This is a genomic window from Enterococcus sp. HMSC076E04 (assembly GCF_001814285.1).
GTDB lineage: Bacteria > Bacillota > Bacilli > Lactobacillales > Enterococcaceae > Enterococcus_B > Enterococcus_B lactis.
The window spans coordinates 1-13,861 of record NZ_KV815616.1 but is presented as its reverse complement, the minus strand read 5'-3'; the positions used below and the strand labels follow the sequence as shown (position 1 = coordinate 13,861).

General features: G+C 38.4%; 11 protein-coding genes, 2 pseudogenes and 1 other annotated feature. Of the genes and pseudogenes, 3 read left to right on the top strand and 10 right to left on the bottom strand.

The genetic code is table 11. The features are described from left to right. Positions 1-35: 35 nt before the first annotated feature. The gene (locus tag HMPREF2961_RS09890) at positions 36-1,697 is read right to left on the bottom strand and encodes a peptide ABC transporter substrate-binding protein (protein ID WP_002315750.1); all 1,662 of its coding nucleotides are present in this window, start codon (positions 1,695-1,697) and stop codon (positions 36-38) included. 193 nt (positions 1,698-1,890) lie between these two features. Here HMPREF2961_RS09890 and HMPREF2961_RS15935 point away from each other — a divergent pair. After that, positions 1,891-1,992, top strand: a pseudogene (locus HMPREF2961_RS15935) (ribonuclease P); the annotation flags it as partial. A 75-nt stretch (positions 1,993-2,067) separates the two neighbouring features. Here HMPREF2961_RS15935 and aac(6') read toward each other — a convergent pair. Then, the gene (gene aac(6') / locus HMPREF2961_RS09885) at positions 2,068-2,616 is read right to left on the bottom strand and encodes an aminoglycoside 6'-N-acetyltransferase (protein WP_002293989.1); all 549 of its coding nucleotides are present in this window, start codon (positions 2,614-2,616) and stop codon (positions 2,068-2,070) included. Positions 2,617-3,165: 549 nt separating this feature from the next. Here aac(6') and HMPREF2961_RS09880 point away from each other — a divergent pair. After that, the gene (locus tag HMPREF2961_RS09880) at positions 3,166-4,269 is read left to right on the top strand and encodes an iron-containing alcohol dehydrogenase family protein (RefSeq protein WP_002315749.1); all 1,104 of its coding nucleotides are present in this window, start codon (positions 3,166-3,168) and stop codon (positions 4,267-4,269) included. Here the strand turns inward: HMPREF2961_RS09880 and HMPREF2961_RS15930 are convergent. The 7 genes and pseudogenes from HMPREF2961_RS15930 to HMPREF2961_RS09850 all read right to left on the bottom strand — a co-directional run bounded on the left by HMPREF2961_RS15930 (position 4,266) and on the right by HMPREF2961_RS09850 (position 12,118). Further along, a pseudogene (locus HMPREF2961_RS15930) lies at positions 4,266-4,472 on the bottom strand (hypothetical protein). The gene HMPREF2961_RS09880 and the pseudogene HMPREF2961_RS15930 overlap by 4 nt on opposite strands. After that, complete coding sequence (gene rlmN / locus HMPREF2961_RS09875; RefSeq protein ID WP_002293564.1) at positions 4,462-5,529, bottom strand: dual-specificity RNA methyltransferase RlmN; 1,068 nt, start codon at positions 5,527-5,529, stop codon at positions 4,462-4,464. The pseudogene HMPREF2961_RS15930 and the gene rlmN overlap by 11 nt, the downstream one beginning before the upstream one ends. 233 nt (positions 5,530-5,762) lie before the next feature. After that, on the bottom strand, positions 5,763-8,210 hold the full coding sequence (locus tag HMPREF2961_RS09870) for a DNA translocase FtsK (protein WP_002315748.1): 2,448 nt from the start codon (positions 8,208-8,210) through the stop codon (positions 5,763-5,765). Between the two features lie 188 nt (positions 8,211-8,398). Further along, entirely contained in the window at positions 8,399-9,835 is a 1,437-nt protein-coding gene (locus tag HMPREF2961_RS09865; protein ID WP_002315747.1) for a glycoside hydrolase family 1 protein, read from the bottom strand. Between the two features lie 154 nt (positions 9,836-9,989). Continuing rightward, a complete protein-coding gene (locus HMPREF2961_RS09860; protein ID WP_070704702.1) occupies positions 9,990-10,805 on the bottom strand; it encodes an amino acid ABC transporter substrate-binding protein in 816 nt (271 codons plus the stop codon). Between the two features lie 17 nt (positions 10,806-10,822). Beyond that, a complete protein-coding gene (locus tag HMPREF2961_RS09855; RefSeq protein ID WP_002293345.1) occupies positions 10,823-11,458 on the bottom strand; it encodes an amino acid ABC transporter ATP-binding protein in 636 nt (211 codons plus the stop codon). Between the two features lie 18 nt (positions 11,459-11,476). Beyond that, the gene (locus tag HMPREF2961_RS09850; protein ID WP_002293344.1) at positions 11,477-12,118 is read right to left on the bottom strand and encodes an amino acid ABC transporter permease; all 642 of its coding nucleotides are present in this window, start codon (positions 12,116-12,118) and stop codon (positions 11,477-11,479) included. 44 nt (positions 12,119-12,162) lie between these two features. Next, positions 12,163-12,508: a binding site (T-box leader), on the bottom strand. Positions 12,509-12,597: 89 nt separating this feature from the next. Here HMPREF2961_RS09850 and HMPREF2961_RS09845 point away from each other — a divergent pair. Further along, entirely contained in the window at positions 12,598-13,083 is a 486-nt protein-coding gene (locus HMPREF2961_RS09845) for a prolyl-tRNA synthetase associated domain-containing protein (RefSeq protein WP_002293342.1), read from the top strand. Between the two features lie 430 nt (positions 13,084-13,513). Here HMPREF2961_RS09845 and HMPREF2961_RS09840 read toward each other — a convergent pair. Next, a partial coding sequence (locus tag HMPREF2961_RS09840; protein WP_141755565.1) for an LPXTG cell wall anchor domain-containing protein occupies positions 13,514-13,861 on the bottom strand: 348 nt, incomplete at its 5' end.

The following is a 13,861-nucleotide window of genomic DNA, read 5'->3' as shown; positions in this document are numbered from 1 at the left end:
AGCCTCGTTTTTTCTCATGCTCACGGTATTAACGATTATTCTTCAACGTATGTCCATTTGTAATCCCATGAAGCGCCTGCAGCATGGTGAACGATACCTTTGATTTTTTCATTCACTAGGTGACCTTCTGCTTTTTGGTACACCGGAACGACACCCATATCATCAGAGATGATCTTGATTGCTTTTTGGAAATCATCCCAACGTGCTTGTTCATCGCCAGCATCTGTTGATGAAGCTGCTTTAACTGCTTCGTCATATTCTGCATTGCTCCAGCGACCACGGTTGTATGAATTACCTGTGACAAACAAATCAGTAAAGCTGCTTGGGTCTGCATAGTCAGCAGCCCATCCACCTAGTACTGCGTCAAAATCACCCGAAGTTGAGCGGTCAAGACGTACAGAGAATGGAACAGGTGTTGGTTTGACTGTTACGCCATCCAAGTTTTCTTGGATTGAGTTTTGAACATATTCGATTACTTTTTTCGATGAATCATCATCAGAAGCCATCAAATCAAATTCTAAAGAATCAACGCCCAATTCTTTTTTCGCTTTTTCCCAATATTCTTTTGCTTTGTCTTTGTCATAAGAAACTAATTTTCCAGCTTCTTTTACAAAGTCTTCGTTCGTTGTTGGACTTTTTACCATATCTGATGGGATCAATCCTGTAGAGACAACTGATCCGTCACCTAGTACTTGTTTTACTAAAGCTTCACGATCGATAGAATAAGAAATAGCTTTTCTTAGGTTCACATTGTTGAATGGTGAATTCTTTTCGCGTTGGTTGAATTCGATATAGCTTGTTCGTGCTTCTTTAACAGAAGTATAAGCTGGATCGTTTGCGTTTTGCTGTGCTAATTCACCAGACAAGATCACATCATCTGCTTGGCCATCTTTGAATAAGTTCAACGCAGTAGAAGATTCTTTTACTACACTGACTTTGATTTCAGAAAGTTTTACTGTGTCTTTGTCCCAGTAATGGTCATTTTTCTTATAAGTCCATTCTGTATCTGTTCCTGGTCCATCGAAATCTTCTAATGTGAATGGTCCATTATAAACAGCTTTATCACTTGCAGATGCATAGGCATCCCCATTTTCTTCCACTACGGATTGTTTTTGTGGGAAAAATGATGGGAAAGCAAGCAGGTATTGGAAATATGGTGTTTGTTTCGTCAATTTGATTTCTAATTCATAGTCGCCAACTGCTTTGATCCCTAGTTCTGATTTATCTTTCTTTCCAGCTGTGATGTCTTCTGCGTTTTCAACTGGCGCATACAGGTAAGCATATTCAGAAGCTGTAGCTGGGTCTACTGTTCGTTGCCAACCATAAACGTAATCCGCTGCTGTCACAGGATCACCATTTGACCATTTTGCGTCTTCTCGTAATTTGATTTTGTAAGTTAATCCGTCTTCACTGACTTCTGCCAACTCGCTAGCTCCTGCCGGCTGTGGTTTGCTATCTTCATCAAGACGGTAAATACCTTCATAAACGTTATTCAATGCTGTAAAACTGATTGTATCTGTTGCAACTGATAAGTCAGCTGTAGGCATTTCTTGAGGCACGACTAAGTTAAATACGCCTCCTCCATCTGCTGAACCGCTTTTTGCTGAACTACTGCTTGTGGCTGAACTGCCGCCATAACATCCAGCAAGTACAAGGCCGCATACCGCAACCAACCCAAATGTAAATTTCTTTTTCATTTTACGTACCCCTTTATTGGAATTTTCAGAATAATTAATATTTTCTGAAGTTGTTTAAGAGTTTAATGAATAATTATTAAAAAATCAACACTTTTTTTTGTCTTTTTCATAAAATAATGATTTTTTCGTGAGTTTTCAAGGAATTTTTCAGAAAAAATATCTTTGTACAAGGTTTTCTATTGTCTTTCAGTAGCCATTAAATAATTTTTGTTATATTGTCTATTATTGCCATACAAAGATAAAAAAGAATAAACAAAAAGGAACTCTGACAAAAGTCTTGTCACAGTTCCTTATCCGAATAAACGGTGTTCAATCAGCTGACCCTCGGTATTAGCTCAGGTCAGGACGCTGATTTCACCACCTCTTTTTATTATTGAGAATCTGGTCGAGGAATAATCGTTTTTGCCATCCAAATATCCGGTTTGTCCCAGCCATTTGCATTTGGTAAGACACCTACGATTTTATAACCTAATTTTTCATAGAACTCATAGGGATGTTCACGAAGGTTCTGGATGGAAGCCACTTTATCAAATGTATGCTCATACAGGTCCGTTTGACTTAACGTTGTTCCATGGTCTAAATCATCCGTACCTAAATAAATCGTGATTCCTCCTCTGGAAGCTACTTCTTTTTCTAAGTAATTGACTAATCGAGTACCTATTTGGTTCTTTCGTCGGGAGCTTTCTACAACTAATGGATGCAATTCCCAACCTGTGATACCGTATTGAGGGATTGCACCAATAAATCCTACTAACTCATCTTGGTCAACCGCTGCTACCGCGATCCGTTCTGGATTCATCATTTCTTCTACTTCTTCTGCCGAGCTGTCTCCATATTCTTCCGGCCAAGTCAGTCTCAGTAAATCAGAAAGCTGATCTTTCAATACTGGATTATTACGGTCAAATTCACTGATTATCATACGTCTTCCCCCTTGTTCTTGCTTATTCTAACAGTCCTTTTGAAAAAACGAAATGTTCTCGCTCAAAAATCTTTAGCTACCAATCAGTATCTCTATTCTTTCATTATTTACCTTACTTATAAAATAAAAAAATTATACAGAAACACTTTATTCAAAATAGGAAAGATCAGGAAAGCCATCAATTGGAGGAAAAAACTCTGTTTGTTCATCATGATATAGATTATCTTTTGCTTTAAAAAAACCAATTATGAATTGACAAATGAAACACATTTTTATAAAATAATCTAAATGTTCAGAATTTTTAGATTATTTAAATAAGCAAGAGGAATCGTAGAAATACTAGGAGGAACAAAAATTCATTATTGTCGTTTTCAATGTTTTTGTACTTGTTCGTTTTTAGGATACTTATTGATGATTTCAAGGTGTTCATGCCACCTTATTCATTACTTATCCTGTCTTGAGCTTGCCTCTACTCCATCTACAGCCGCGGTCAGATCGATCACTCTTTAAAATTTTAACCCGTTTCAACGAAGAAAGAAGGAAAAGAATATGAGTCAAAGTGTTTTCTTACCAAATTATACCATTGGAACAGATGCGTATGAAAAAGCAAATGGAATCGTCAAAGAATATGGGACAAAAGTAGTGCTGATTGGAGGGAAGACTGCACTTTCAAAAGCAGAAAACAAAATAAAAGCAGCTTTGACTCAGGAAATAGAAGTTAACGCCAGTCTCTGGTACGGAGGTAATTCAACTTATGAAAATATTGAACAGTTGATCCAACATGAAAGTGTCCAAAAAGCAGACGTCTTGTTTGCAGTCGGCGGTGGTCGTGCTTGCGATACTGTAAAAGTCATTGGTGAAAAACTAGCTAAACCAGTCTTCACCTTCCCCACTATTGGTTCGAACTGTTCGCCCGTCACTGCGGTGTGTGTCATCTATAACGAAGAAGGCGTAATGGACGGACTCTTCTTTCCTTCAAAACCACCTGTACACACCTTCATTGATACAACAATTATTGCCGAAGCACCTGATAAATACTTATGGGCAGGTATTGGCGATGCTTTATCCAAAGAAGTCGAATCTACTTTTTCTGCTCGTGGCGATGATTTAGGCTACACGGATAGATTAGGAATCCAAATCGGAAAAATGTGCATTGATCGTCTCTTGACTTATGGTACGCAAGCATTGAAAGATAGTGCCGACGATCGTCCCTCATATGCAATTGAACAAGTCGTTTCGGATATCATTGTTACTACCGGATTGGTTTCTGTTTTAGTTAACAATAACTATAATTCTGCTATGGCACACTCATTCTATTACGGTACGACTGTTCTAGAAAAAATGGAGGGATACCTTCACGGAGCATCTGTCAGTTATGGTGTACTGACCTTATTGATGATGGATCAGCAGTTCGATTTGTTTGACAAAATCTATGTGTTTATGAAAAAGAACCAACTTCCAGTATCGTTAGCCGACATGAATCTCAATGTCACGACCGATTTAGAAGCAATCTTAGATAAAGCCATGACCACAAATGATATCAAACATGTGCCTTATGAAATCACCCGAGAAAAATTTAAACAGGCCATTCTTGACGTAGAAACTTATCATGCTACACAAGAAAGCCAGCAAGGATATAAGAAAATCAGTTAAATAATTGCTAAAACCCCCATCAAGCAGGCTGTCATCAAATTGACGACATTTCTTTGCTTATGAGGGCTTTTCTTGTCAAAAAACGCTTTATAACTTTCGCTATAGAATCTTTTCACTTATTTAAGTTGGACAGTTCCTTAATTAAGAAAACTGCTCCTTTTATGGTAATTGAAAAAACGAAGTAGGCTACGATTATTTGGCAGCTGTTTTTTTCATTTGCTTGCTTCGCAATTGTCCGCAAGCTGCATCAATATCTGTACCATGTTCTTTACGTATCACACAGTTTACGCCGTTTTTCTTCAATACATCATAAAATCTCAATACATCAGCTTTTGGACTGCGAGAATATTGATCATGTTCACTGACTGGATTATATGGAATCAAGTTGACATATGCTAATTTTTTCTTATCTTTTAATAGATCTGCTAATTGTTGCGCATGCTCTGGTCTATCATTTACTTGATTCAACATGATATATTCAAACGTGATTCGACGGTTTGTTTTCTCTAAATACTCATCCACAGCTTCCATCAATTTCTCAATTGGGAAACTTCGGTTGATCCGCATGATCGATGTTCGCACCTCATTATTCGGCGCGTGCAAGGAAATAGCCAGATTGACTTGCAAGCCGTTATTAGCGAATTCCTTGATTTTGTGTGCTAAGCCACTAGTAGAAACTGTAATATGTCGCGCACCAATCGCCAATCCTTTGGCATCATTAATAATATGCAAAAAGTCCATTACATTGTCGTAATTATCAAATGGCTCACCGATTCCCATTACGACGACATGGGAAACACGTTCACCAAGATTGCGCTCATCAAAATAATGTTGAACCATCATGATCTGCGCAACGATTTCTCCAGCGGTCAGGTCTCTGTTCTTTTTAAGCAACCCGCTTGCACAAAATGTACAGCCGATATTACATCCTACTTGTGTCGTCACGCAAACGGACAAGCCGTATTCTTGTCTCATTAGTACGGTCTCGATCATATTTTTATCAGGAAGTTCAAACAAATATTTAACTGTACCGTCCGAAGCTTCTTGGACGACCATTTGTTTCAGAGGATTGATGATAAAATGCGCCGATAATTTTTCTATCAATTGTTTTGATAGATTCGTCATTTCTGTGAAGTTACTTACACGTTTTTGATACAACCATTCCCAAACTTGGGCAGCTCGGAATTTTTTCTCACCGTTTTCTATAAACCAATTGATTAATTCTTCATTCGTCAAGCCATAGATGGATTGTTTTTCCAAAGTATTTTCCCTCTTTTTCTCAAAGTTTCGCTACATACTATACATGATTCGTTTAGTTAATGCAATACTTCACAAATAAATCGAATAGAACTTTCATCTCATAAAAAGCAAAAAAGACAAGACATCGTACCGTATTAGAAAAAATGGGAAAAAAGCCATTTTTTCTCTTGGTATCATCATGTCTTGTCTTTTTTACATAGTTATTCTTTTTTCAACCGTTCATCGAACAAGTTTTACATATCATTATCTTCCGGCAGTGGTTCTGATGTTTCCTCTTGCTCAATGAATACTTTCCGAGGCTTACTTCCTTCTGATGGGCCAACAACTCCATGAGCTTCCAGTTCATCTACGAGTCGAGCGGCTCGGTTGTAACCGATTCGAAACCTTCTTTGGAGAAGGGAGATACTTGCTGTTTGCATTTCAACAACAAGTGCTTTTGCTTCCTCAAACAGCTCATCTTGTGGCTGTTCTGGGACACCTGCCGTTTCAACTTCATCTGTCGGCATCATTTTCTCTTCATAATGAGCTTCTTGCTGATTTGTAACAAATTGAACGACCCGCTCCACTTCATGGTCAGAGATGAATGCTCCTTGCACACGGATAGGTTTATTCTCACCCATTGGTAAGAACAGCATATCTCCTCGCCCTAAGAGCTTTTCTGCTCCATTAGAGTCGATGATCGTCCGAGAATCTGTACCGCTTGATACAGCAAATGCCATTCTGGAAGGTACATTTGCTTTGATGATCCCTGTGATAACATCCACACTTGGACGTTGAGTAGCTAGGATCATGTGGATGCCCGCTGCCCGAGCCATTTGCGCTAAACGAATAATCGCATCTTCGACTTCGTTGCTAGCTACCATCATCAAGTCAGCTAATTCATCTACGATTACTACGATGAATGGTAAGGTTGGGTGTTTCGTTCCGTTTTCTAAGTTTTTCTGCTGAACAAATTCATTGTAACCAGAAATATTTCTTACACCAGTTGCCGCAAATTTTTCATATCGTTCTTCCATTTCTTGTACTACTTTTTGTAAGGCTTGTGCCGCTTTTCTAGGGTTCGTCACGACCGGCGTCAACAGATGAGGTATCCCGTTGTACATATTTAATTCAACCATTTTCGGATCGATCATCATCAGTTTTACTTCATGGGGCTTAGCACGCATCAATATACTTGTAATGATCCCATTGATTGCTACTGACTTCCCACTACCAGTCGAACCAGCTACAAGTAAGTGAGGCATTTTCGAAAGATCAGCCGTTTGTACTCGTCCAGAAACATCACGTCCTAAAGGTACTTCCAGTAATTTGTCTGGATGGTTTGGCTGAGCTTCGATGATTTCTCTAAAGGAAACCATACTGATCTTTCCATTTGGTACTTCAATACCAATCAGTGATTTACCTGGGATCGGCGCTTCCATCCGAACATCTTTCGCTGCTAAAGCAAGTGCGATATCATCTGTTAAGTTCACGATTTTACTTACTTTTACCCCTACAGCTGGTTGGACTTCAAATTTTGTGACGGATGGGCCTAAACTAGCTTTGACGACCTTAGCATCCACCCCGAAACTTTGGAAAGTTTGTTCCAATACACCGATATTTTTTTCAATTTTTTTATACTCATCACTTTGATCCACAGTTGGTATAGAATCAAGCAAGTCAACTGTCGGCAATTCATAATCTTGATTTTCCTGTTCTGCTTCGATCTCAAATTCTAATGAAGTACCGTCATCCTCTGGCAACTCATCAGCAAAGCCTTCTGCTATATTGGTCTGTTTTGGTGTATCTGGTACTGGTTTCTCTTGATTCGCAGGATGGATATTTTCTTGAAAACTGTCAATTGGAACAAAACTTAACTGCTCAGGTTCGGCATTTTCTGGTTCCTGCCATTCATCAGGAGTATTTTTCCTTTGCTTGTTCACAACTTTTTTCTTCTCATATTCTGCAGCTTCTTTTTCTGCTGCTTCTTGCGCAGCCAAGCGTCTTGCTTCTTTCGCTTCTGCACGCTGTTTCATTCTTTCTTCCTTTGCCGCTTGCTTTTGAGCTTGCTTGGCAGGATCACCTTCTAATAATTCCTGTACCCGTTCTCCAATTGATTGGATACCATTCAGCAGCTGATAGCCTTCCAAATTACTGAACAAGAATGCTCCACCCGCCAGTAATAGAACGGCTGCTAAATAACTTCCAGGCTGTGCAATCAAGAAATAAGTGAAATGATAAAGAATTGCTCCGATCATTCCTCCGCCAACGTTATTATCTACTTGACTTTGTTTTATATCGCTAGCTAATAAGTCCCATGTCGTTCCCATGATATTTGGTTCCCCAGTATGGAGTTTGCCGAATAAATGGGCATGTAGCAATAATAAGATACCGAAATAAAAGAGTATACCGCCAAACCAGCGTCGGTTTTTGCCAATTGAAAACTCTGTATTCTTAATGACAATCCAAAATCCTAATACGGCTAATAAAAGACAGAGGATTTGGTAAGTATTTCCTGCAATGATCCGAAAGCCGTTTGCAATCAATATTCCTAAAAAACCTAATTTTAAAAAGCCGAATACAGCAAATAGAATCAAGGCAAATCCAACACCAATCGTCAGCATTTGTTCTTGCTGCTGTTTTTGCTTTTTCGTTTTTTTCGTCTTTTTCCTTTTCTTAGTAGGCCGTTTCTTTTGTGCCATTTATTATCCCTCATTTCATCAAGTTTCATTATACAAAAAAAAGCAAGGGAACTAAAGTTTTGTTTGAAAGAACTGACGCTTTCTTTCATTTTTCAGCTTATTTTACAGTTTTTCTTAATTTCTAAATGATTTTATCAAAAAAAGGCACGGCCATATCCAGCCGTACCTTCTTGTTTTAAGCATGAGAACTAAAGGTTCTCTCCATTTTCTTCGATCAGTTTTTGGTACCAGTAATAACTGTCTTTCTTATATCGTTCCAAAGATCCTTCTTGTGTTTCATCTTGATCGACATATACAAATCCATATCGCTTTTGATAACCGTTCAGCCAACTCAGTAAATCTGTATAAGACCATGTACAATAGCCTAATACTTCTGCTCCATCTGAAATTGCTTCTTTGATTGCTTTGACATGGCTTTGTAAGTAATGGATTCGATAGTCGTCATGGATTTGTTTGTCTTCTGTCAACTTGTCATACTCTCCTAAGCCATTTTCCGTGATCAGCACCGGCATGCGGTAACGGCTCGTGATACGACGCAATCCGATCCTTAAGCCTTCTGGGTCGATTTCCCAGTCCCAATTTGTTCGTTCGACAAATGGATTCTCAACTTTTTTATACATTCCAGGAACCCCAGTTTCTTCTGATGAACCTTTTTTCCCGGTCGTATTCATTTTTCCTGCTCCAACCCCATCTAATGGATTGAATGCATTCGTCGCTGTTTGATAGTAATTGATCCCAAGGAAATCTGGCTTGGCTGATTCTAGCAATTCTGCATCGCCCGCTTCAATCGTTGGCGCCCATCCTTTTTCTTCTAAGAATCTCATAGCAGCAATAGGATATTTCCCCCACATATAGACATCCATCCAGTAATTGGCCATTAGATCTTCTGCATTTTCGGCTGCCAGAACATTTTCAGGATTACTGTCGATTGGATAATTTGGCGTATACGCAAAGCTTGGTCCGATTTTCCCAGGCATTTCTAACTCATGGAATTTGTTGATGACAGATGCATTTGCTAGATTTGCGATATGGTTGACTTCATACATTCGTTTTGGATCCGTCACGCCTGGCGGATGTGCTGCTAATAAATAGCCTAATGAAGTGAAGATATTTTGTTCATTCAAACTAATCCAGTAATGGACTTTCCCGCGGAATGCCTCAAATAATGTTTCTGCATAATGAGTGAAATCTTCAATAATCTGACGTGACTCCCAACCATTATATTCATCTTGCAACGCTTGTGGAAGATCCCAATGATACAAAGTCAACATAGGTTCGATACCGTTTTCAATCAATTCGTCAATCAATCTCTCATAAAAAGCGAGCCCAGCTTGATTGACTTCTCCGCGCCCATTAGGAAAAATCCGTGTCCAAGCTACAGAGAAGCGGTAAGCTTTCAGACCTTGTTCTTTCATTAAAGCAATATCTTCTTTATAACGATGATAGTGGTCTACTGCCAGATCACCGTTTGTTCCTTTAAATGTCTTTCCTGGAATCCGAACAAATCGATCCCAGACTGATTCGCCTTTCCCATCTTCTTGCCAAGCTCCTTCTACTTGATACGCTGCAGAAGCAGAGCCCCACAGAAAATCTTTTGGAAATGAGGTAAGTTCTTTGTGTTCCATTCATCTCTTCCTTTCCTATAACCTTCAATCGTTCCTCTTTTTAGAATAACACGAAACCCCTTCCATAACAAAATAAAATTATGTAAAACATACTAAGATTAGAGGGGAACATCATTGACGAATGATGTTCCCCTCTAATCTTAGTATGTTTTTGTTAATTTCTCGGCGTGACATCTTCACCAAACCATTTATTGGAGATCTTTTGGAATTCCCCTGTTTTTTCTAATCGATCAAATGCTTCATTTATCTTCTTCACTAACGTATCATCTGACTTACGCACGCCAACCGCAAAATCCTCACTTTCGTAAGAACCTTTTGTCATGTTGAAGTCTTCTAGCTCGTTTCTTTGTTTCAAATAATAGTCCGCATATACTTTATCCATCAGCAAACCATCGATCCGTCCGCTTTTCAGATCAATCAGTGCTTCATTAAAACTATCGTACAAAACAGCATCTTGGTTTTTGACTATCTCTTTTAACACTTCTGGTTGTTTCGTAAATACATCATAACCAGATGACCCATTTTGCGCACCTAATCTCTTATTTTTCATTTGCTCAAAGCTTGTGATTCCTGATTCTTTAGGTGTGATCAGTACTTGATCATTTTCCATATAAGGTTTTGTAAACTGCACTTTCTTTTCTCTTGCCGGTGTCTTGGAATAGCCATTCCAGATCAAGTCGATCGTTCCATTGTTCAATTCAAATTCCTTCATTGACCAGTCAATAGGCTGAAAGTCTACCGTAATCCCATATTGTTCAAAGACTGCTTTGGCTAAATCAATATCGAATCCTGTAAGCTTCCCGTCTTTATCTCTAAATCCCATAGGAACAAATGTATCGTCCAAACCTATAACGATTTTTTTCTCTTCGTTGATAGCCGCCCAATTATCTGCTGAAGCCTTTTTATTCGAACAGCCTGCAAAAAGAAGAAGACCTACGAACAAAGCGAATAGAAAACTGATTTTTTTCATCTCTATCTTCTCCTTTCTTAACGAATTGGGGAAACTTTTAATAGTTGATCACCGACATTTTCTGCAAATACGAGATCATGGGTGACAATGATTTGGGTTACCCCGTCTTCTTTCAATGATAGGATCAAACGCTCGACTTGCTGACGCAACTCAGGATCTAAAGCACTCGTTGGTTCATCATAAGCCAATACCCTCGGATTCATGGCCAATGCTCTGGCAATCGCTACCCGTTGTTTTTGTCCGCCAGAAAGCTGATAAGGATAGTTATTCAATAAATCGCTAATCCCTAATGAAGCCGCTAATTCTTCTGCTTTTTTAGTGTATTCTTCTTTTGTCTGTTTCAATACCATTTTCGGTGCTAAGGTAATGTTTTCAAAAATATTCAGATGTGGAAATAGCTGGAAGTCTTGGAATACGACTCCTACAACTTGTTCTTTCATTTTAAGTTCGAATGGATTGAACGGTACACCGTCTAAATAAAATTCTCCGCTGTCAGAACTTTCTAAGCCAGCCAAGATACGTAAAAGCGTGGTTTTACCACCACCGGAAGGGCCTACGATAGCTAATGTTTTCCCATCTGGAATGATTAGATCCAAATCTTTGATTATTTCTTTTTCACCAAATGCTTTGTTCACTTTCTTCAATTCAATCATATTTCTTCCTCCTATCAGTTAGCGGTAATAATTTAATTTTCCTTCAACTTGTTTCATTACGATTGTTAGAATACCAGTCAATGTAAGATAGATGATTGCCACGCCTAGCAAAGGCAGTAAAGTCGCGTCGCGTTCCATCGCGATTTTCCCGGCACGCATTACGTCACCTAAACCTAATATATAGATCAAGGAAGAATCTTTGACCAAGTTGATAACTTCATTACCTACAGAAGGTAAAACAATCTTTGTCACTTGCGGGATGACGATTTTCGTCACCGTTTGGAAGGGACTTAATTGCAAAACTTGCGCTGCTTCATATTGACCTTGAGGAATCGATTGTATCCCTCCACGGAAGATCTCTGCAAAATAAGCGGCATAGTTCAAGATAAAAGCAATGAGCGCTGCTTCGAATCGATCAAAAACGATCCCAATCGTCGGCAAACCATAAAAAACAAAAATCAGCTGTAACAATAGTGGCGTTCCCCGCATGATCCATACATATGTTTGAAGAAAGTAGCGTAGTGGCTTAAAATGCAAGGACAATCCTAGTGCTAAAATAATCCCTAATGGCAACGAGCCAATCAAGGTAAATAAAAATAATTTCAATGTTGTGAGTGCTCCTACTAATAATTGCGGCATAACTTCAATTAAATACTCCATCTTCTTTTCCTCCTTTAAAATAAAAAAATCCTCTTGGCAAATGCCAAGAGGACGTATTATACGTGGTTCCACCTCTGTTTATTTTTTCCTTGCAGAAAAAACCTCACACAGTCGTTGCAAATCAGATGAAAACAAAAAGTCCTTTGATCCGAAGATCAAAGGACGTTAATCACGTGGTTCCACCTTTTTTTACCGGCTCCTCACGGAAAAGCCAGCCTTATCTGGTCATCTAGCAACGACCGCAGCTGTAACGGGCTCCCCGGATTTTCCTACTATACGCTTCAGAAAATCGACTCCAAGATGTGTTTCACGGTTAACTGCTGCCTCTTTCCACCAACCAGAGACTCTCTAAAAACACCTAACTGCTACTCTTCTTTTCGATGTCATTTGTTTTAACTTTACGTGTAATTTACATGATTATTTTTCATTTGTCAACTCTTTTTTATGATACACTAATAAAAAAAGGAGGGTGATGCGCGATGAGTCGTGCAACCGAACAAGAAGCTTATGAACTACTAAAAAAACTGGATATCTCTTTTCAAAAAGTCGATCATCCTGCGATTACGTCAGTCAAAAATGTCCCTTTTTCCCTACCTGGTCCGCAAGTAAAAAATCTATTATTGAAATCAAGAAAAGGAAAAAAAATCTATCTTGTCATCTTGCCTGATGAAAAGCATGCCGATTTAAAACAACTAGCTGAACAATTAAAAGAAAAGCGCTTATCTTTTGTTTCTGAAGAACAGCTTCCTGACCTCCTAGGCGTTCCAGCAGGTACAGTGACTCCATTAGCATTGATGCACGACAAAGAGAAAAAAATCCAAGTCGTGATCGATGCTGCTATTGATCGTCAAGATACCGTAGGCTTTCATCCAAATATCAATACCACTACGTTGATCATGGATTTTTCCGACTTTGAAAAGATACTTGTTTACTTAGAACATCTGCCAGTTTATGAAAATTTGTAATGATAGAGTAGTTTTCTTATTTCCCAATTCAAGCGTCTTTTTCTTTATTTAGCACAAAATATATCAGAAATTCTTTTAGCCCATCAAACAATGTAACAACTAGTATGAACGCTGAAAACTAGAGTATTCTTCCATAGTTAGCCAAATCCATATTTATTGATTCTACGAAAAGAGGCTGGGACAGAAGCGTTTAACTCCAAGAAATAAGAGGTAATTCACGAAAATTGCTTTTCAAATCTTTGTGAATTTCAGCTTATTTCCGAAGGAGTTGCTTCTGCTTCCGCCGTTTATACGTGTTTAGAGCGTGAGACAAAAGTGTTCTTTGCTTTTGTCCCACGCTCTTTTCAATTATAAAGCGGAATTTTATTCTTTTGCTTTCAGTCATATTTAACAAGAAATATTATATTCTGAATAACAAAAATTATTCTAACTAAACTGTTTTATATTTTTGTAAGAATATCCCTGTACAGATAGTTACTATCAATAAACCAATGATTACAGCAAAACTAGATTTTTTACTACTTGTTTTAGGAAGAATGCTTTTTGATTTATTTGTTATCTGTTTAGGTACAGCTCTCTTACTAATATAATTGGTTCTTTGTTCGCTAGATTCCCCTGTATGAGCAAATATTTGCAATTTTTGAGAGAATAGATTTCTAATTTTTTCTCTCTCTGTCTTCTCTGGAAAATTTTTCCACGGTTTTATGTGGTTACCTGGTATAGCTATATTTGTTTTGCCCGGTATATAACTGTTTTTGATGTTATACCCTTCAATCGT

Excerpts from the sequence above, each read along its gene's own strand:
- HMPREF2961_RS09890 (WP_002315750.1), bottom strand. The coding sequence starts at position 1,697 with ATGAAAAAGAAATTTACATTTGGGTTGGTTGCGGTATGCGGCCTTGTA.
- HMPREF2961_RS09880 (WP_002315749.1), top strand. The coding sequence starts at position 3,166 with ATGAGTCAAAGTGTTTTCTTACCAAATTATACCATTGGAACAGATGCG.
- HMPREF2961_RS09870 (WP_002315748.1), bottom strand. The coding sequence starts at position 8,210 with ATGGCACAAAAGAAACGGCCTACTAAGAAAAGGAAAAAGACGAAAAAA.
- HMPREF2961_RS09865 (WP_002315747.1), bottom strand. The coding sequence starts at position 9,835 with ATGGAACACAAAGAACTTACCTCATTTCCAAAAGATTTTCTGTGGGGC.
- HMPREF2961_RS09860 (WP_070704702.1), bottom strand. The coding sequence starts at position 10,805 with ATGAAAAAAATCAGTTTTCTATTCGCTTTGTTCGTAGGTCTTCTTCTT.
- HMPREF2961_RS09855 (WP_002293345.1), bottom strand. The coding sequence starts at position 11,458 with ATGATTGAATTGAAGAAAGTGAACAAAGCATTTGGTGAAAAAGAAATA.
- HMPREF2961_RS09850 (WP_002293344.1), bottom strand. The coding sequence starts at position 12,118 with ATGGAGTATTTAATTGAAGTTATGCCGCAATTATTAGTAGGAGCACTC.
- HMPREF2961_RS09845 (WP_002293342.1), top strand. The coding sequence starts at position 12,598 with ATGAGTCGTGCAACCGAACAAGAAGCTTATGAACTACTAAAAAAACTG.